Origin of the sequence: Duncaniella sp., assembly GCF_029056165.1 — a bacterium.
Classification (GTDB): Bacteria; Bacteroidota; Bacteroidia; order Bacteroidales; family Muribaculaceae; genus Duncaniella.
In genome coordinates this window covers 31,379-52,642 of record NZ_JAIDBW010000039.1, presented here as the reverse complement: position 1 = coordinate 52,642, position 21,264 = coordinate 31,379, and the positions used below count along the sequence as shown (strand labels likewise).

The window sequence follows — 21,264 nt, the reverse complement described above, 5'->3', positions numbered from 1 at the left end:
CCATCGCTATGCGGTGGCCTTATAACTTTTTTATTATTTACAGCCTCCGGGACGGATATGGACTCCTACCCTCTGGTGACTTTACGCATCTTGTCAGTGTCAAATCCCTCGAAGCTGTCGATTACCATATCGGCTTTGTCGGAGATTTTTTCGCGTGAGTTGGTTGTCGATAGTCCGATGACTGTAGCACCTGATCTTCTACCGGCTTCAAGACCCTGCATTGAATCCTCAAAGACATAACAGTCCTCGATGGGCACACCGATAAGTTTTGCACCTGTCAGATAACCCTCCGGATCAGGCTTGCTGTTGTGGACCATCGAGCCGGTTACCAGAGCTGTAAGCTTGTCGCGCAACTCCGGATGTGCCGCAAAAAGATAGCTCATCTTCACATCATCACTACTGGTCACGATGGCAAAGGGTATATCCTGCGCCAGAAGAGACTCGATAAACTTTTCAGCTCCGGGAATCCACGGATATTTCATGGCCTTTTCATAGTCATGAAGTTCGTTGACAATTCCTTCCCTTGCCTCCTCCGGAAAAGCAAGAAGAATTTCACCAAGGGTCGTTCCCTTTATATCGGCAGCGAAAGTAGGACTGGGAACATTGAAACGACGGCCCATAGGGCCCCAGAAGTCAGAATATTCTCCCTCGCTATCCACGAGCACCCCATCGAGATCGAAGAGCACTCCTATTTTTTTATCTTCCATATTATCAGATGTATTATTATTTATATTGCTTAGTTCCGTCACAGGAACTCATCCCTTATATAACAATTGAACGTGATTAGAGATTTTTATGATGTCACAAAGTTACGACAATTTCTCTAAATACCACTCAATTCTTGGTGATATGGGAGATTTATCGTAACTTTGTTGCGTGGAATACCGTATCGCGTCCACATTTGAAACAAGAAATTTTACCCCATTCATTGCATATTTTCACCTATGGTCGTATTTTTCAAAAAAGGTGCAAACCTTATTTATGCCGTAGAAACCAGCCATCGGTTTTCGGACGAAGAAACTGAGAAACTCCAGTGGCTCTTCGACGGTGCAACCCCTCTCGCCTCCACATCTGTAAAAGGACGCTTCGTGGGTCCCCGTAAAGAAATGATCACTCCTTGGAGCACCAATGCGGTTGAGATCACCCAGAATATGGGTCTTGAAGAAATCACCCGCATCGAGGAATTTCACCGCGTGACGAGCGATGAGCCTGTCTTCGACAAGATGCTTTCGCGTCTTTACGACGGTCTGAACTCAAAAGTATTTACGACTTCGGCCACAGCAGCTCCAATCGAACACATTGCCGATATCAGTGAATATAACAAGCGTGAAGGCCTCGCCCTCTCTGCAGAGGAAGAACAGTATCTCCGTGAACTTGCAGAGCGTCTCGGCCGTCCTCTTACCGACAGTGAAGTATTTGGTTTCTCTCAGGTCAACAGCGAACATTGCCGCCACAAAATTTTCAACGGCTCATTCGTAATCGACGGCGAGGAGAAACCTCTTTCATTATTCAAGCTCATCAAAAAGACCTCTCAGGTCAATCCTAATAAACTCGTTTCGGCCTACAAGGACAACGTTGCTTTTGTCGAAGGTCCGACGGTAGCTCAGTTCTACCCCACTCACCCCGAACGTTCGGACTATTTTGAAGTCCGTGACCTCCCGACCGTGCTCTCACTCAAGGCGGAGACCCATAACTTCCCGACTACAGTCGAACCGTTCAACGGAGCGGCTACCGGTAGCGGTGGTGAGATTCGTGACCGTCTTGGCGGTGGACGCGCCAGTCTGCCCCTCGCAGGTACTGCTGTCTATATGACATCATATCCCCGCCTCGGTAACTATCCTTGGGAACTCATGATGAATCCCCGCGCATGGCTCTATCAGACACCGGCTGAGATTCTGATCAAGGCATCCAACGGTGCGTCGGACTTCGGTAACAAGTTCGGACAGCCTCTCATCTGCGGTTCGCTCCTCACATTCGAGCACGATGAGAACGGTAAGATGTATGCCTATGACAAGGTGATCATGCTTGCCGGCGGTGTCGGTTATGCAGCAGCGAAGGATGCTATCAAAGGTCATCCCGAAGCCGGAGAGGCAGTCGTGGTGATGGGTGGCGACAACTACCGCATCGGTATGGGCGGTGGCGCAGTCTCGTCAGTTGAGACCGGCCAGTATGCTTCGGGTATCGAGCTTAACGCCGTACAGCGTGCCAACCCCGAAATGCAGAAACGCGTGTCAAACGTCATCCGTGCGCTTGCAGAGAACGACAACAATCCTATTGTGTCAATCCACGATCACGGTGCCGGCGGACATCTCAACGCTCTTTCCGAACTCGTAGAAGAGACTGGTGGAAAGATCGAGATTGATGCTCTTCCTGTCGGTGACCACACCCTCTCATCCAAAGAGATTATCGGAAATGAGAGTCAGGAACGTATGGGTATGGTGCTCAAGAAAGAAGACATTGACTTCGTACGTACCATCGCCGACCGTGAACGCGCTCCGATGTATGTCGTCGGAGAGACTACCGGTGACCACCGCTTCGTGTTCGAGCAGAAAGATGGCGTGAAACCTATCGATCTTGCCATGTCTGACATGTTCGGTTCATCGCCCAAGACAACTCTTGTAGATAACACAGTAGAGACAACCTATACCGACGGTGAATACAACGAGGATGATGTGGAACGCTACGCCGCATCTGTCCTTAGTCTTGAGGCCGTTGCATGTAAAGACTGGCTTACCAACAAGGTCGATCGCTCAGTGACCGGTAAGATTGCCCGTCAGCAGTGTCAGGGCGAGATTCAGCTTCCGCTCAGTGACTGCGGTGTCGTGGCACTTGACTATAGCGGAACAAAAGGTATCGCAACCTCTATCGGTCATGCACCGCAGGTCGCACTTATCGATTCTGCTAAAGGTTCGGTTGTCGCCGTTGCTGAAGCTCTCACAAACATTGTCACCGCGCCTCTTTCAGATGGCATAAAGGGGCTCTCGCTTAGTGCCAACTGGATGTGGCCGTGCAAGAATCCCGGTGAGGATGCCGCACTCTACCGTGCGGTTGAAGCCTGCTCGGATTTCGCATGTAGGCTCGGTGTCAATATCCCGACCGGTAAGGACTCTCTTTCAATGACCCAGAAGTATGGAGACGACAAGGTGTTCGCTCCCGGCACAGTCATCATCTCTGCTGCCGGCGAGGTCAGCGATGTCCGCAAGGTACTCAGCCCTGTGCTCGGTAAGCGTGGTTCTATCCTATACTATATAGACTTCTCATCCGACAGCCTCAAGCTCGGCGGTTCTGCTCTCGCGCAGACTCAGGGCAAGCTTGGCTCTGAAGCTCCTACGGTCACTGATCCGGAAGCATTCGTGAATACATTCGAAACCGTACAGAATCTCGTGAAACGCGGCAAACTTATGGCCGCTCACGATGTATCGGCCGGCGGTCTCATCACCACCCTTCTTGAAATGACCTTTGCAAATACTGACGGCGGTGTCGAACTCGACACCACTGGCTTCGGTGAACTTGGAGAAACTGATCTCATCAAGATCCTCTTTGCCGAGAATCCTGCCGTGGTAGCTCAGGTCGAAGCTTCCAAGATCGCATCGGTTGATGAAATACTTACCAAAGCTGGTGTACGTTTCTGCCATATCGGTGCTCCGACAGCAGAACGCACCCTCATCATCAGCCATAACGGCACTCAGCGTCTGCTCGGCATAGACCATCTGCGCGACGTGTGGTTCCATACAAGCTATCTCATGGATGCTATCCAGAGCGGTGAGAAGTGTGCGCGCAGCCGTTTCGAAAATTACAAGAAACAGCCTATCCGTTACCGCTTCCCTGCCAACTACAACGGCAAACTCGATTCGCGTGGCATAGCTCTGCGTCGTGACGGTCACGGTGACCGTGTAAAAGCTGCTATCATCCGTGAGAAGGGTGTCAACGGTGATCGTGAAATGGCATATTCACTCTATCTCGCAGGATTTGACGTGAAGGATGTCCACATGACTGACCTCATGAGCGGACGCGAAAATCTTGAGGATGTCAACATGATCGTGTTCTGCGGCGGTTTCTCCAACTCCGACGTACTTGGCTCGGCAAAGGGCTGGGCTTCAGGCTTCCTATGGAACGAAAACGCCATGCGCGCCCTCAAGAACTTCTATGCGCGTGAGGACACGCTCTCACTCGGTATCTGCAACGGCTGTCAGCTCATGATCGAGCTCAACCTCATCAATCCGGAACATCCCAAGAAAACCAAGATGCTCCACAACGACAGCCATAAGTTTGAGTCACAGTTTCTCGGAGTCACTATCCCTGAGAATAAATCAGTTATGTTCGGTTCGCTCTCCGGAAGCAAACTCGGCATCTGGGTGGCACACGGCGAAGGCAAATTCAATCTGCCGATGTCAATGAGCGACTACAATGTAGTGGCAAAATACAACTATAGCGCATATCCCGGCAACCCCAACGGATCACGCGCTGCGGTAGCCGGTATCTGCTCGGCAGACGGCCGTCATCTTGCCATGATGCCTCACCTTGAACGTGCCATCTTCCCGTGGCAGTGCGGATACTATCCCGCATCACGCCGCACGGATGAAGTGACACCTTGGATCGACGCTTTCATCAACGCCCGCAAATGGGTTGAGGAAAAAGTCAAATAATCCTTATCGACTAAAAAAACTATTCCGATAAGACCTGCCGAGATGCCGGATTAATAAAATCAGATCCGGCATCTCAACAGGTTTCCATAATATCAGAAAAAATTACCAATCTAATAACCCAAAGTATTTAACTAACCAATTATGAGTCTCAACATCATCGTGCTCGCAAAGCAGGTGCCCGACACCCGCAACGTGGGTAAGGATGCAATGAAGGAGGACGGCACCATCAACCGCGCTGCGCTGCCGGCCATCTTCAATCCGGAGGACCTCAACGCCCTCGAACAAGCTCTCCGTCTCAAGGACAGCCATCCCGGATCAACAGTCACACTTCTTACAATGGGTCTGCCCCGTGCTGCTGAAATCATCCGCGAAGCCATTTACCGCGGTGCTGACGGCGGAATCGTGCTCACTGACCGTGTACTCGGCGGTGCTGACACACTTGCCACTTCCTACTCACTGGCTCAGGCCGTGAAGAAATTCGGCAATTACGACATTATCCTCGGCGGCCGTCAGGCCATCGACGGCGATACAGCTCAGGTAGGACCGCAGATCGCTGAAAAACTGGGTATTCCGCAGATCACTTACGCAGAAGAAATCCTCGACCTTTCCGACGGTTATGTAACAGTGAAACGTCGTCTTGAAAACGGTGTGGAAACCGTCAAAGCACCCCTGCCCTGCGTCGTGACAGTCAACGGCTCTGCAGCTGATTGCCGTCCCCGTAACGCAATGCGTGTTCAGAAATACAAATATGCCGCTTCACCCAGCGAAGCAGCCAAACTCAGTGACGAACGTAAAGCCCTCCTCGAAAAACGTCCTTATCTCAATCTTCAGGAATGGAGCGCGGCATACGTCGATGCTGATCCCGCTCAGATCGGTCTCCCCGGCTCACCCACCAAGGTCAAAGCTATCGAAAATGTTGTCTTCACAGCCAAGGATTGCCGTGTGCTCACCGACAACGACGCTGAGATCGAAGATCTCGTTAAGGAACTCATCACTAACCACACTATCGGATAAGCAGCACTATGGACCAGAACAATTTAATCGTATATCTCGAATTTGAGGATGGCCGTGTGGCCGACGTAAGCCTCGAACTTCTGACCAAGGGCCGTGTGCTTGCCTCACGTCTCGGAGTGAAACTTGAAGCTATCGTCGTAGGAGATGATCTTACGGGTGTTGAGGAGCAGGTGTTCCCCTACGGTGTCGATCGTCTCTACAAAGTTTCAGACAAGCGACTCTACCCCTATACATCCAATCCTCATTCAGCAGTTCTCATCAACCTTTTCCGCGAGATCAAACCTCAGGCATGTCTCATGGGTGCAACCTGTATCGGTCGTGACCTCGGTCCTCGCGTAAGCTCCTGCCTGCATAGCGGTCTGACAGCCGACTGTACTGCACTTGAAATCGGTGACCATACCGATCCTAAGACGAGTAAGGAATACAAGGATCTCCTCCTCCAGATCCGTCCCGCATTCGGTGGTAACATCGTCGCTACTATCGTGAATCCGGAATGCCGTCCGCAGATGGCAACCGTCCGCGAAGGCGTGATGAAGAAAGAGATCTTTGATCCCAATCACAAGGGTGAAGTCGTTGAGCTGGATGCCAAGAAATATGTTTCTGACGAAGATTTCGTTGTCGAGATCCTTGATCGTCACATCGAAAAATCGAAAATCAATATAAAGAATGCTCCTATCATCGTGGCCGGTGGCTATGGTGTCGGTTCAAAAGAGAACTTCCAGCTTCTCCACGAGCTCGCCGATACACTTGGTGCGGAAGTAGGTGCGTCACGTGCAGCTGTCGATGCCGGTTTCACCGAACACGCGCGTCAGATCGGTCAGACCGGTGTGACTGTCCGTCCGAAACTCTATATCGCTTGCGGTATCTCCGGTCAGATCCAGCATATCGCAGGTATGCAGGATAGCTCCATCATCATCTCAATCAACAACGATCCCGCAGCTCCTATCAACACTATCGCCGACTATGTAATCACCGGCAATCTTGAAGAAGTGGTGCCCAAACTGATCAAGTATTACAAGAAAAACTCTAAGTAAGGTAAAAATGGCAAACTTTTATACTGATAATCCAGATCTCAAGCACCACCTGACCCATCCGTTGATGGAGAAGATCGTGGCCTTGAAAGAACGCAACTATAGCGATGCCGAGAAGTATGACTATGCTCCTCTCGACTATGCCGACGCTCAGGACAGCTATGACAAAGTCCTTGAAATCGTAGGCGAAATCTGCGGTGATATCATCGCGCCCAATGCAGAGGACGTTGACCATCAGGGTCCTCACGTGGAGAATGGCCGAGTTGTTTATGCCGACAAAACCAAAGAAAATCTTGAGGCTTGCCGTAAGGCCGGTCTGATGGGTATGGCTATGCCCCGTCGTTTCGGCGGACTCAACTTCCCCATCACTCCCTACATCATGGCTGCTGATATCGTCAGCCGTGCCGATACCGGTTTCGAAAACCTTTGGGGACTTCAGGACTGTGCGGAAACCATCTATGAGTTTGCTGACGAAGCTCAGAAGGAAAAATTCATCACCCGCGTATGTCAGGGCGAAACCATGTCAATGGACCTCACAGAGCCTGACGCAGGTTCTGACCTCCAGAGCGTGATGCTCAAGGCGACCGAACAGCCCGACGGAACATGGAGACTCAACGGCGTGAAGCGTTTTATCACCAACGGTGACAGCGACATCCACCTCGTGCTTGCCCGCTCTGAAGCCGGTACGAAGGATGGCCGCGGTCTGTCAATGTTCATCTATGACAAGCGTGACGGTGGCGTGGATGTACGCCGTATCGAAAATAAAATGGGTATCAAGGGGTCTCCGACCTGCGAGCTTACCTATAAAAATGCCAAAGCTGTCCTCTGCGGATCACGCCGCATGGGTCTTATCAAATACGTGATGGCTCTCATGAACGGAGCCCGTCTCGGTATCGCCGCCCAGAGTGTAGGTGTCAGCGAGCTCGCTTACCGCGAGGCTCTTGCCTACGCTAAGGATCGTAAGCAGTTCGGTAAGGCAATCATCGAATTCCCCGCAGTATATGAGATGCTTTCAGTAATGAAAGCCAAGCTCGACGCTTCGCGTTCACTTCTCTACGCTTGCGCACGTTACGTAGATATCTACAAGATCTACGACGATCTCGCAAAGGAACGTACCCTCACACCCGACGAGCGTAAGGAATCAAAGCACTACAGCCGTCTAGCCGACGCTCTCACTCCTCTCGCAAAGGGCATGGGTAGCGAATACTGTAACCAGAACGCCTACGACTGTATCCAGATCCACGGTGGTTCAGGCTTCATGAAGGATTATGCCTGCGAACGTCTCTACCGCGACGCACGTATCACCTCCATCTATGAAGGCACTACCCAGCTTCAGGTCGTAGCCGCTATCCGCCACGTCACTACCGGCACTTATCTCAACCTTATCAACGAATACAATGCTGAGGAGGTTAAGCCTGAACTTCAGGCTCTCAAGAGCCGTCTTGAGGCCATGACCGAGCGTTACGCCAAGGCTGTCGAGACCGTAACCGCTGTCGATGACTCTGCTTACGGTGACTTCATGGCCCGCCGTCTCGTAGAAATGGCTGGCTGCATCGTCATGAGCTATCTCCTGCTTCTCGACGCTAACCGCAACGATAGCTTCAAGCGTTCAGCTGAGGTCTATGCTAATATCGCTCAGGCAGAAGTGAACAAGCACGCCGACTTCATCGCTAACTTCAATCCTGCTGAAGTAGCCATCTATAAAGTAGATTAATTGAAGGTCGATCTGTAAAGATATAAGGACTATTACACAAAAACTCCGGAGTGACTGACAACCAGTCTCCGGAGTTTTTTGTGTAATCATGCAAGGAACGATATCGTATGATAAGTATTATGGCTAGGCTGAAGCAGGGAATTTAAAAGGATAGATATTGTGAAGAGATTATGCCCATAACGAGGATAAAATAGACGTAGCCCGACAGAAGGTCGTCGGCCTCTGCAAGAGACTGATAATGGTTTCCTGACGAGCAGCCCACGATGAGACCGAGCATCATGGCGGGAATGATCGCGCGCAATCCGCGGTGGCCGACAGGCAAGCGGTGGCTGAACGAATATTTTAGCTTACACATATATTATATACTCGTGTATTATATACTCGTGGAATGAAGGGGAGATCAGCGGGCGAGTGATAGGTTGATGTTGAAACCGAAAGAGCTGTTGGTGGTGGGATAGGCTGTCGAGGAGACAATCGGGGTGTTGACCTGATGGTCAAAGAACGCTCCGAGCGTCAGACGGCGCGACATCACGTAGGAAGCTGTGAAGTTGAGGGTCAGAGTCTGTGTGCCCGACGTTGCCTGAGTGTAGGCAGTCTCTATGCGTCGGATCAGGGCCTGTGTCTCCGAGAAGTTGAAGTCGGCGTTGAGCGTCAAGTCGTTTGATATACCGCGACCCGATCCTTTCATCTTCAGCACGGTGTTGAAACCTACAATCTTGTAGCCGAGCCCGAAAGTCATGCCGCGCTGATTAGCCTCGACAACCTGTCCGGCGGAGGTATTGAGCGTCAGTGTGCGCGCGTCGCGGTACTCAGCCGAAAGCGTGAGGTCATTTTTCAGCGTCACGGCCGCGCCGATCAGCGGTGCGAACTTCTCGGTGATGGCCACGGAGGAGATGTTGTAAGGCGAAGTCGGGATAGGATTACCCGTCAGCTCGTCGATGGTGAAGCCGAGGTCACCGCCATCGGCACTCATCCAGTTGAGATACGACGAGTATGACCCGACGGAATACGTGCACTGGTAGGCGTGGCTGAGCGTGAATGACTTGAAGATATTGCGCAGGTTGCCGATGTAGATCAGGCCGTCGTAGGTTACGCGCCAGTTGGGGAGCGCGTCGGCAAACGACGGGAAAGGTGTCAGATACTGCTTGCGCGGATTAGTGCCCGTATAGGCCGCGAGGAAGGCGGGGATAAGTATGTCGGAACTTGTCGGGCTGACATCACCCACTTCAGGATTGAAGGGATTACCGGCATTTATGTTGCCGTCCATGAAACCGCCCATCGGGTAGTCAAGCCCGCTGTATTCGCCGCGGACACGCTCGGTGATGACCGGGATGTTGGCGAGGAAGTCGTTGAAAGCCGACGATTCGTAACCGTTGTCGGCCTTGAAATGCTTGAGCGCGGTGCGGAAGGCCACGTGGGTCTTGGTGTATGATCCGGCAAGCGATGTGGGCATGTTGTCATACATGAACTGGGTGGAGCGCGTGCGGTTGTCGGTGCGGTTGGTGGTAAGAACCACTTTAAGGCCGCGGATTGGTTCGAGCGTCAGCTCCATGTTAAGTTCGTTGGTGCGCGAGAAGATAGCCGGCGATGTCTGCCCGTCGTCAGTGATGAGCCATCCGCGGCGCATAGCCTTATCGACATAGTTCTCACCGGCGAAACCGAATGCGAAGTCAAGACCGGGCGACATCGGACCGTAGCTGCGCGACTGGCCGAAGACGTTGCCTATGTCGGGGCGGAAAAGCGGGAGCGAAAGCGAGTGGGTGGAGCGGAAGCGCAGCGATGCCGCACGTGGCGACATGAGGAAACGTGTGCCGTACTCCCCTATCTCACGCCATATCGACTTGTCCTCCTTCAGGATCTCCTCGACAGTGAAACGTATGTTGTCCTTGCCACGTGTGAGGATGGTGATGTTGTTAGCATCGACCACCTTGTGGGTAACGCGGAATGGCTTGCCGTCGGTCGTCACGGCTGTAACTTTCACCTTGGTGTTACGGAGATTGTGGCGGATATTGAGAGTGGTGTCGGGAAGCAGTGCGTATGTCCGCTCGAACTTCTTGGCTTTCTTGGGAGCGGTCTGTGTGCGGCGTGCCTGAAAACGCTGGTTGACCTTCTTTGTGTAGCCCCACTTGTTGTAAAGCGTCTCGAAATTCACGCGGCCATCGACGTTCCACGAAGCCTGATTCGCAATGGAGTTACCCATCTTCACCCCGTCGATCTCCGCACCGCGATCCCAGCGGTATGTAGCGTTGTAGGAAGCGTTGCCGGTGAGCCAGTCGAGCACCGGGATACGGCTGAACGGCGCACGGTAGCTAACGACGAAACTCTGATTGTAGCTCCACGGAGTGCCGAGACGGAAGATGCTCTGCATGACGGTGTCCTTCCACTCCTTGTAGCGGTCAGGGAACAGCTTGCGGTTGACAGCGCCGAGAGGCTCGTCAATTCGTGCGGAGGTGTTGCTGTTGAAATTGACGGAGAGTGACTTGGTGAGATTCCAGTTGAGAGCAAGCTGACGATCCCAGATGAAATTCTTGCTGACCGACACAGGGAGCTGGAAATCGACATCGGTCTCCGATCGGGTCTGAAGTTCGTAATAGTAGCGCGACATCGTCGTGAGGAAAGAGATGTTGGTGGGGAGATAGTTCAGCTCCCACTCCTTCAGGAAGCGCGCATGTTTGGACTTACTTTTGATGAAGGAGAAAGGACGCAGACCTTTGACGTATGGCGTGTAGGAGTACTGGAACGATCCGCGGTAGTCGTTGGTGTTTTCATACTCTGTGGTCGGATCGGTCTTGGCCTGCTTGTTGAAAGAGAAATTGAAGGTGAAGTTAGCGGGATCCCAAGGCATGGGATTCTTGGACTTCACATCGAATTTCAGACCTGAGATGGAGAAGCTTTTGACGGTGGTATTTTCCACGGCGAATGCACGTATGGAATCCTTCTGCGCCTCGGTGGTGCATGCGTCAAGCGCGTCCTTGAGCTTCACATCCTGATCAAGAGGATTGTATTTGGGTGTGATGCGCTCCTTCGACACAGAATAGTAGATCGGGGCACGTAGCTTGACCTTTTCAGGGAGGAAACGTCCGGCATCAACTTGCATGGCGACGTTGTACTGCTCGTAATCGTCCATACGGCGTGAGTTGAGCGACTGATCCACCGAACCGAATCCGGCGGTCTCGATGTGTGCACCGACATTGAGCGTTGCGATGTCTGAAACACCGACATTGAGATTGGCTTTGGCAGCCCAACCACCCTCACTCTCGAAATCGGTAACTTTAAGTTCGTTGAGCCACACGATCGCATCCTTGACAGTCGATGCATTGTTGCGGACACCGACGAGCATCACGCGCACATCGCTGAGCGACGGGTTACCCATCACTGCCATGCGGTTGCGCTCGTTATCAGGATCGCGGCCGGTGAAAAGTGTACCGAAGCCCACTCCGGGCTGATGCTCGTTCTTGGCACGGTTACGTTCCTTTTTAAGATTGACGAGGCTCTGGAGATCAAAGTCCATATAGTTACTGCGCGGCCACACGATCTGACGGTCGGAACCATCCTGCGCGTAGGTGCCGAACGGTGTCAGTTCGAGCGGTATCTCATACTCATAGAAGTTGCTGCGGACATCAGAACCGAGACGGATGAAGACTGAGACTTCACCTGACCGGAGGTTAGTGAGATCGTCGATCAGTTTTTCAGCGTGGACCCACATCTGCATCCGCTTATAGTTGCGCAGGTCGAGCTGGGTGTTGCGATAGACACCGCGGCCGTCGCCCGGCTGGAGACCTGTAACTTTGAGCGACATCGATTGCTCGTTGAGCTGCACGATCTGCTGCTGGCTCGGATCAGTGATGCGCGTCACGCCGGGAGGCAGAACGTAGTTGATAGGTTCGCGGTCAGAATTTTCCTCTATGTTGACCACCGACACATCAAGCTGACCTTCGGCCGGAGCATCGCCACGGGTGTTGAGGTTGAACTGATAGGGTCGCCAGTCACCGCGCACAAGTTCAAATGTGGCGAAGCGCAAGTGTGTGACAGCCTTGAAACCTGTCATGAACATGCGGGCGAAACGTATGGTGGAGAAGTCGGTGATATTACCAACCACTTTCTGATAGTCGCTCAAGGGTATCTTGAACTGATACCACACCATCTCCTGCGGAGTGCCGTCGCTGTTGGGGACGAGTGACACCTGCTTGTCGGTAATATAGTTCTTGCCTACCACAAGATCCTCCGGGCGGATTGATATCTTGTACTGGAAATAGCGTTCATATTCGTTGAGCGTATTGTCCTGATTGATGTCCTCGACATCGGGCAGCGCGCGTGATGACTGATAGAGCGGATCGGGCGCGTCCTGCGGTGATAGCGAGTTGCCCTCAACACCATTGTAACGTTTGTAGCGTTCGAGCACACCGAGACGCTGCTCGTCGTAGTCATATCCACGGAAGAAGTGATAGTTATCACCCGCAGGGTCGTTGAACGGCGAGAAAGCATCAGCCTGCATTCGTTCGATAGCCGAGGGAGACAGTTTAGAGCGGAGTCTGTCGAGATAATCGGAATATGACGAGAATCCAAACTCGGCTTCGTTTATGAGTCCGTCGAGACCCACGTCCTGCGGCAGACGCGAGCTGGTATTGTTGTCAAACGCGTAGGTCAGTGAGTTCTGTGACGACACTTTGCCCCAGACGGTGCTTTGGAGATATTCATCGTTGCCATCTACAGGGATACCGTTTTCATAGCTCTTGAGACCGTCCTTGAGGATATCCTCCGAAAGCTCGCCGAAGTTCAGATAGAGGTCACCGCCCGAAAGATTGTCATTTTCGGGATCAAGGAATGGCGAAAGCATCCAGAACTGTACATATTCGATATTCGACGCATCGAAATTGGTGTTGTCCATCTTTCGCATGATACCGCCCCAACGACGTTCGGGGTTAAGGAGATTGCCCTGATCGTCGATGTCAGTAGCGTCAAGATTGTAAGGTCCGCGCTCCGTGGGATAGAATGAGAGGTTGAGGGTCTGTATAGTATTGGACTCCCCATAGGTCTGCTGACGGCCGGGGAATACTTCGTATGTATAGATCTCGCGCACGTAAGGATTATTGAGCTGCTTGGTGTCGCTCTTTATGTAACCCGGACAAAGGGATGAATTGCGGGCTGTGAACATGCGGTCGATGAAGTACCAGTTGAGAAGCGCGCGGTTCTTGCCGTAGGCCACATCGTTGGACAATGCGGCTTCGGGGAAAAGCGCGTCGCCCGACGGATCGTAGGGTGTAGATGCGAGGAACCATGAATATGGCGAGCGCAGGTCTATACCATACTGCGCAGACTCGAAATCGTCTATATAGGACGATCCACGGTTACTTCCACTCTTTTGCTTATGGGGAATGAGGTTGGCAAATTCAGCCTGCAGACTCATTGTCGATGGTTGAACGGCATTGACCGTAGGAATTTTGTTGAGGAGGTTGGTCAGCCACATGAAGCGGGTGTTGTACTGCATGTTCAGTCCCCAGATTGTATTATTGACCACCTCATTGCCGATCTCCACCTTTTCGGTCATTGCCTTTTCGGAAAAGTGCATGATGGTAGCTCCTACATTGAAGTCCTTGTTGAACTGATAGTTCAGGTCAAGTCCGAGGAGGGTCTTGCGTTGCATGGAGAACTGTGACTGATCTTCAAGCGAGACGTTGATACTCTGTCCGGAGTCAATGATGCTCTGATTGGTAATGGTGACCACACCCATGGCATAATCGACGGTATAGTCACTATTCTCGGTAAGCACTACTCCGCCGGCTGTAACTACAACCGATCCACGGGGGACATTGAAAGCATTGAGACGTATCTGCGATCCTCCGGCCGATGCCTGATAGCGTCCGGTGAGCACAAATTTATTCCTGTCGGCAAACTGTCGGGCCACAATCTGCGTCGAATCATAGAGCTGCTGATAGAGATAAGGTTCGGCCAACGAAGGATTACCTATTTTCTTCTCCAGATTCGTGCCGAACGGTTCGACTACAGGGAATATAATCTTGCCTTGGGAAGAAAGGACAGTGTAACCCTCGATGAAGTCAAAGAATCCGTCGGGGTTCGACGCCTCGTTGGAGTCAATACGGTCAAGATTCATCACCTGAAGCAGCGGGACGTTTGAGATGGACGGAATGGGCAGATAGTTGATCTCCGTTCCGGTCGTGTCGCTGAGATATTTGATGTTGAGGCGGAAATTCTGCTTCTGAATCATTGTCGCTCCGAGCGAATAGACATTCTTCATCATGAGATCCCACATCGGGAGGCGGGGAGCGACAGTGGTCGATTTAAGCATTTTCAGATAGAGCGACTGGTCAGTCGTAGTGATGTCAGCCGAGAACTCTCCTACCTGATAGACCTTACCGTTGTATGTATATTCGTATGCCACACCGAGCACCTCATCGGCAGCAAGCGCGCTTTTAAGCGAGATGTAGCCGAGAGTACTGTTCAGCGTGTATTCCGACGACGACAGAAGTCGGGCGGATTCTACTTTTTCGTAGTCGATTCCGCCCTCTATTCCGTAAGCGTTGAGCGGACTGAGTGCCTGAGTTACGGTGTTGATATTTCGCGCTCCGGGGTAGTCTTCCTTGATGACAGAGAGAAGATTGTTTGACAGGTTGGACGGCTGTGGATAGGCCGGATCAGTCTGCCAGTATGAATTAGCCGTATGACTGCTCTCGCCAAGGTCCATAAAGGCGACGAAGTTGCGGCTCTGGTCGAAGCGCGAGTTGCGGTTGGTGATCCACACCTCAATGCGTGTGATCTTTATACCGGACGACACGAACGGCAACTTCGATGCAAACGAATCATAGTTGTCACGGAAATAATGTCCGAGGAAGAAATGACGGTTTGCATCATAGTTGTCGGCCTTCACAGTAAATTCAGTAGTCTGCGCGCCACCCTTCGAACTTACGGATGTCGATTGGGAATTCTGCTGCGACACGAGAGCTGTCGCGGTCAGTTTGCCGAACTGCAGTTTTGTCTTCATACCGAATAGCGCGGTACTTCCCCGGATGAGTGACGATCCGGTTGTCATGGACACATTGCCGGCTTCAATTGATTTCACTATGTCATCCTCCTTACCCTCGTAAGCAAGTTTGAGATTCTTCGTATCGAAATCAAAGGTCGCATCCGTGTTGTAGGTCATGTTGAATTTCATGCGGTCACCTACCGATGCCGCAACCGTGGCCTGTATCTTCTGATCAAAATCAAAATAGGTCTTTCTGCGCGAGTTGAGCGACAGAGCCGGATTATCTGTCTTATTGGTCTTGACACCGGTGGATATGTTGACCGAACCCTGTGTCTTGAGCTGCACTCCGCCCGGCCCGAAAATCTTTTCGAGCGGTCCGAGCGCGAAGTTCATGTCAAGAATGTTGAATGGTTCTTTATCAGGCTTCGTGATTGCTTCGGAGTTGCGCTGATTGAAATATTCCTGCATCTGTTTGCGCGTCTGCCATCGGTCATACTGTGCAGGGGTGAGATAAAACGGTGTCGTTATGTCATAGTCACCCAGTTTTGTGCGTATGACGTAATAGCCGAGTTGCGGATCAAACTCGGCGACCGTAGTGATGTTGGACGGATTAGACAAGTCGGCGGCCAGTTCCTGCTGCATCAGATCCTCATAACTCTGAGGGATAGGCCGGCTCACCGGAAACAGATTGACTACTGAATCACTTCCACTCCCCGGTGCAGGCGCAGGTATAACAGGTGCAGGGGGCGTAAATTCGGGATTGATCGATTGCGGGAAGGCAAAAAAGGCAGAGGCCGCCGTTATGCTGAGCACACCGGCGAATACCAATGCTGAAATGATTATTCTGCGCCGTCTTTTTATGGCTGTCAAGGCTAAAGATCTATGATGAATTATTGTCTGGGATCAGCCCGGAGGCCCTCCCCTTTCAATACACTGCCCGATGACAGCCCCGCGCATTTTCGGGACGAGACCTTACATCATGCTCAACGCCTTCTTGATAGCGACCTCAACCTTGATGGCAGGATCGGCATCGAAGATCCTCTTCAGCACTTTCTGCGACTGCTGGCGTACAAATCCGAGAGCCGTAAGCGCAGCGAGTGATTCCTCATAGACTTCGCTGTAGGTGCTTGATGCATCGGGCTGTAAAGATAACGTTGCATCGGTAGGTTTTATTTTATCTTTCAGATCAACTATTATCCTTTGTGCGGTTTTTACGCCGATGCCTTTCACATTTTTCAAACGTGAATGATCTCCCGAAACTATCACGGCCTGCAAATCCACAACAGGGATTGATGATAGTATAAGAATAGCCGTGCCCGGGCCTACTCCCGACACACCGATGAGCAGACGAAACATCTCTCGCTCTTCCGGGCGAACAAATCCGTAAAGCACATGTGCATCCTCGCGGATCACTTCATGAAGCAACACCTTCAATTCTCCCGCCGAACGCTGGATTTCCTCAAATGTGGCAATAGAAATATTAATGAGATAACCTATTGAGTTTGCCTCAATGACTGCGTAGGTCGGAGTGATCTCCGTGGCTATACCTTTTATATATTCAAGCATGATTCCGTTCTTTTATTTTTTGGCAAAGATAATCAAACTCCGGTTATCCTGCGTCATTAAGACACAAAAAGTTCGATTCCTTGCTCTATCATCAAGATCATTAAATCTTCATCAATAAAGAATAAAGGCCTTATCTATTTCTGAAAAAATTGTCTCCTAAACAAGTCAAACTTTTTCAGAAACGGACATTCGGAATAATTTAAGGCTTTCATTAGGAACCTTCCATTTGTATGTTTGAATTATTCTTTGTAGTTTTGCAATAACAAGCCCTATTTCTCTCCGTTGGAAAACCCATAAAAGATCTGAAATTATGCAAGTAGTCTATGAGGACAACCATATAATCATCGTGAACAAAGCTCCGGGTGAGATTGTCCAAGGCGACAAGACCGGAGACGAGCCCCTCGTGGAGACTGTCAAGACATGGCTTAAAGAAAAATACAACAAGCCGGGCAATGTGTTCTGCGGTGTGGTCCATCGTCTTGACCGACCGGTAAGCGGCCTCGTGGTCTTTGCCAAGACTTCAAAAGCACTGACTCGCCTCAACGACATGTTCAGAAACGGAGAGGTCGAAAAGACTTATTGGGCACTGAGCCGAAACACTCCCGAACCACCCGAAGGAAGATTGGTCCATTTCATAACCACTACCGAACGCAATAACAAAAGCTATGCCTCACTGACTGAAAAAAAAGGATCAAAGAAAGCTGCTCTCTCCTACCGGCTACTCGGACGGTCGGACCGTTACAACCTCATAGAAGTAAAGCTTGAAACCGGACGCAAGCATCAGATCCGCGTTCAGCTTTCAGCAATAGGTTGTCCGATCAAGGGTGATCTGAAATACGGTGACAAGCGCAGTAATCCTGACGGTTCAATATCACTCATGGCACGTCGCATACGTTTCACTCATCCGGTGTCCGGACAGTTGATCGACGTAACTGCACCACTCCCATCCGATCCATTGTGGCAAGCATTTGACAAAATAAGGGAGAATGATGGAGAGTAAGAATCGCCCTATGCAGATCGACATAGACTCGGTGCTTCGCGAACGTGCCCCCGGCTATCATCGGTTTATCCCACGCTTCATTATACACACGCTTGAAAAGACAATCTGTCAGGACGGCCTCAATCAACTCCTCAGTCATAATGCTGACAGAACCGGGGTGGATTTCTGCCGTGGCGTGATCGATGACCTCAATGTGAGCTATAATGTGCATGGCTCACTCCCGGCCGACAAGACCCGCGTCATTATTGTCTCCAATCATCCTCTCGGTGGCCTCGACGGCATGATCCTTGCCGACATGGTCTCCGGACAGTATGGCGGACGGAAAGACATAAAGTTTGTGGTTAACGATCTGTTGACTTTCGTCGAGCCTCTGCGGTCAATTTTCCTTGGTGTCAACAAGCACGGAAAGCAGTCACGCGATGCCGCCAAGAGCCTTGATGACGCTTTTGACAGCGATGCCCCTATAGTGATGTTTCCGGCCGGTCTTGTCTCACGCAAAGGTGACGACGGTGTGATTGCGGACCTGAAATGGAACAAAATGGTGATAAATAAGGCCATCGCTTCACGCCGGGATATAATTCCCGTGCATTTTGGTGGTGAGAATTCATCGTTTTTTTATAAATTTGCACGATTAAGAACCAAACTTGGGCTGAAATTCAACATCGAGATGATACGGCTTCCCCGTGAAGTATTTGAAAGCGCGGGGAAAACATTCGATATCAGCATAGGTAAACCCATTCCTTGGGAGAACCTGCACGGAGGAAAAGAGGCTGCATCTGAAGCAGCGTCACTCCGCGATGAAGTCTATCGTCTCGCACGCTGAGGATCGCCCGTAAAATCAAACTTATTAAACGTTAGTCCTCTCCATGATCCTCTCCCGCACTTTTCACGACAATCTATTTAAGATCTAACCCATGACCGAAAAGATTATCGACCCGATCGACAGCTCACTTATTGCAGCCGAACTCACGCACGACAGATTTCTACGCGTCACAAACAAAGGCCAGAACGAAATTTATGTTGTGGATGGGCGCGAATGTCCGAACACAATGCGCGAGATAGGCAGGCTGCGCGAACTGGCATTCCGTGCGGCCGGTGGAGGCACCGGCAAGAGCTGTGACATCGATGAGTTTGACCTTATGGATCCGCCATGCCGACAGTTGATCGTGTGGGATCCGGAATCACAACTGATCCTCGGAGGATATCGTTTCATCATAGGCAAGGACATCCGCCTTGATGAGAACGGTCGTCCTCGGATAGCCACGAGCCACATGTTCAACTTCTCAAAGAGTTTCATCGAGCAATACCTTCCCTGTACCATAGAGCTCGGACGCTCGTTTGTCCGACTCGAATACCAGTCTTCACGCGCAGGAGCGAAAGCAATCTTCGCGCTCGACAATCTCTGGGACGGACTGGGCGCGCTCACCGTGGTCTATCCCGAAATAAAGTATCTGTTCGGAAAAATGACCATGTACCCCAATTATCACCGTGAATGCCGCGACATGATCCTTTACTTCCTTCACAAGCATTTCCCGGACACGGAAGAGCTCGTACGTCCGATCAGCCCCTGTGCGACGAGCATCGACTCGGAGGCCATGAGCAGGATTTTCACCGAGGATGATTTCAAGGAGGACTACAAGATCCTCAATCATGCAATACGTGAATACGGCTTCAATATCCCGCCGCTGGTCAATTCATACATGAGTCTTTCACCGACCATGAAAATGTTTGGTACGGCCATAAACGATGAATTCGGTGACGTGGAGGAAAGCGGTATTTTCTTTGCCATATCCGACATTTTCGAGGAAAAGAAACGTCGTCACATCGGCTCGTATAAACCGCAACATGATTCACATGTAGGATAAGGCGGACGTCAGGCAATGATGGAATTGACACGTACAATAGACAAGAAATAATCAACAGTATTCATACAAGAAATAATCAACAGTATTCATATATGAACAGAATTTTAGTTACAGGTGGTACGGGCTATATCGGCTCACACACCGTAGTCGAACTCCAACAGGCCGGATATCCGGTTGTCATCATCGACAATCTCTCAAATTCAAACCGCGATGTGCTCGACGGCATTGAGCGCATCACAGGTATTCGTCCTGACTTCGTAGAGGGTGACTGCACCGATATCGAGACACTCCGCAAACTTTTTGCCGACTACCCCGGCATAAAGGGCATAATAAATTTCGCTGCATCCAAGGCTGTAGGGGAGAGTATGCAGAAACCGATCCTCTATTACCGCAACAACCTCAACACCCTCATGAACCTTCTTGACCTCATGGCACCAAATGATGTCAAAGGTATCGTGTTCTCATCATCATGCACTGTCTATGGAGAGCCTGACGAGAATCCTGTGACCGAACAGTCGCCCATCAAAAAGGCAACTTCCCCTTACGGCAACACCAAGCAGATCTCCGAGGAAATCATCACAGACGTCATCAATGCCGGCGCACCTTTCAAGAGCGTAATCCTCCGTTACTTTAATCCGGTCGGTGCACATCCCTCCGCAGAGATCGGCGAGCTCCCCAACGGTGTGCCTCAGAATTTGATTCCATATCTCACACAGACAGCTATAGGCATCCGTAAAGAGCTTAGCGTATTCGGCGATGATTACGACACTCCTGACGGATCTTGCATACGCGACTATATTAATGTGGTCGATCTCGCAAAGGCTCATGTACTGGCGGTGAAACGTATGCTTGAGGATAAGAGCGAAGCCAAGATCGAAATATTCAACCTTGGAACAGGCAACGGCGTGTCAGTCCTTGAACTCATCAATACCTTCGAGGAGGCAACCGGTGTGAAAGTCCCGCATAAGATCGTAGGACGCCGTGCAGGTGACATTGAAAAGGTATGGGCCAATCCTACCTACGCGAATGAAGTGCTCGGCTGGAAAGCCACATCAACACTTGAGGATACAATGCGCTCTGCATGGGCATGGCAATGCCGCCTGCGTGAACGCGGAATCATGTAGCACGCACACACCCATCATATAGCTAAGAATCAATAATAATTTAGAGACTATACAAAATCGTCCTTCCGGTTCTGAATCGGAAGGACGATTTTTTTATAACGGAAAAAATGTATAATCAACTGTAACGAAGCTAAATATTAATACAGTTTTGTTACAATGGATAGGACGGTGAGCACTGGGAAATGATACAATTTTATTACAATTTCGGGATTTTTCCCGCCATAGCGTTAACGAACCTTTATCAGTTTAAAACCTGCGTTAAAAGATCGATTTTCAATGAAAATAAGCCTATTATGAAAGAGAAATTTTGAATTTAGGATTG

Annotated in this window: 12 protein-coding genes; 8 read left to right on the top strand and 4 right to left on the bottom strand. The window is 50.8% G+C overall.

The window, feature by feature from the left end:
* Positions 1-65 precede the first annotated feature (65 nt).
* Positions 66-707: an HAD-IA family hydrolase gene (locus K2G41_RS09540; RefSeq protein ID WP_300117629.1), complete on the bottom strand. Its 642-nt coding sequence runs from the start codon at positions 705-707 to the stop codon at positions 66-68.
* A 237-nt stretch (positions 708-944) separates the two neighbouring features.
* Here K2G41_RS09540 and purL point away from each other — a divergent pair, with 237 nt between their 5' ends.
* The 4 genes from purL to K2G41_RS09520 all read left to right on the top strand — a co-directional run bounded on the left by purL (position 945) and on the right by K2G41_RS09520 (position 8,405).
* A complete protein-coding gene (gene purL, locus K2G41_RS09535; RefSeq protein WP_300117628.1) occupies positions 945-4,646 on the top strand; it encodes a phosphoribosylformylglycinamidine synthase in 3,702 nt (1,233 codons plus the stop codon).
* A gap of 141 nt (positions 4,647-4,787) precedes the next feature.
* Complete coding sequence (locus tag K2G41_RS09530; RefSeq protein WP_300117627.1) at positions 4,788-5,660, top strand: electron transfer flavoprotein subunit beta/FixA family protein; 873 nt, start codon at positions 4,788-4,790, stop codon at positions 5,658-5,660.
* Between the two features lie 8 nt (positions 5,661-5,668).
* The gene (locus tag K2G41_RS09525; RefSeq protein WP_300117626.1) at positions 5,669-6,694 is read left to right on the top strand and encodes an electron transfer flavoprotein subunit alpha/FixB family protein; all 1,026 of its coding nucleotides are present in this window, start codon (positions 5,669-5,671) and stop codon (positions 6,692-6,694) included.
* 7 nt (positions 6,695-6,701) lie between these two features.
* Positions 6,702-8,405: an acyl-CoA dehydrogenase family protein gene (locus K2G41_RS09520; RefSeq protein ID WP_300117625.1), complete on the top strand. Its 1,704-nt coding sequence runs from the start codon at positions 6,702-6,704 to the stop codon at positions 8,403-8,405.
* Between the two features lie 142 nt (positions 8,406-8,547).
* Here K2G41_RS09520 and K2G41_RS09515 read toward each other — a convergent pair whose 3' ends face one another.
* From K2G41_RS09515 to ruvA, 3 genes are all read right to left on the bottom strand, one after another.
* On the bottom strand, positions 8,548-8,760 hold the full coding sequence (locus K2G41_RS09515; RefSeq protein ID WP_300117624.1) for a hypothetical protein: 213 nt from the start codon (positions 8,758-8,760) through the stop codon (positions 8,548-8,550).
* A 45-nt stretch (positions 8,761-8,805) separates the two neighbouring features.
* A complete protein-coding gene (gene sprA, locus K2G41_RS09510) occupies positions 8,806-16,257 on the bottom strand; it encodes a cell surface protein SprA (RefSeq protein WP_300117623.1) in 7,452 nt (2,483 codons plus the stop codon).
* 102 nt (positions 16,258-16,359) lie between these two features.
* Positions 16,360-16,953, bottom strand: coding sequence for a Holliday junction branch migration protein RuvA (gene ruvA / locus K2G41_RS09505; RefSeq protein WP_300117622.1), 594 nt, complete (start codon positions 16,951-16,953; stop codon positions 16,360-16,362).
* A 310-nt stretch (positions 16,954-17,263) separates the two neighbouring features.
* Here ruvA and K2G41_RS09500 point away from each other — a divergent pair, with 310 nt between their 5' ends.
* From K2G41_RS09500 to galE, 4 genes are all read left to right on the top strand, one after another.
* Positions 17,264-17,953, top strand: a complete 690-nt coding sequence (locus K2G41_RS09500) for an RluA family pseudouridine synthase (RefSeq protein WP_300117621.1) — start codon at positions 17,264-17,266, stop codon at positions 17,951-17,953.
* 10 nt (positions 17,954-17,963) lie between these two features.
* Complete coding sequence (locus K2G41_RS09495; RefSeq protein ID WP_300117620.1) at positions 17,964-18,776, top strand: 1-acyl-sn-glycerol-3-phosphate acyltransferase; 813 nt, start codon at positions 17,964-17,966, stop codon at positions 18,774-18,776.
* A 91-nt stretch (positions 18,777-18,867) separates the two neighbouring features.
* Positions 18,868-19,818, top strand: a complete 951-nt coding sequence (locus K2G41_RS09490) for a GNAT family N-acetyltransferase (protein ID WP_300117619.1) — start codon at positions 18,868-18,870, stop codon at positions 19,816-19,818.
* Positions 19,819-19,910: 92 nt separating this feature from the next.
* Positions 19,911-20,942: a UDP-glucose 4-epimerase GalE gene (galE, locus tag K2G41_RS09485; RefSeq protein WP_300117618.1), complete on the top strand. Its 1,032-nt coding sequence runs from the start codon at positions 19,911-19,913 to the stop codon at positions 20,940-20,942.
* Positions 20,943-21,264: the final 322 nt, after the last annotated feature.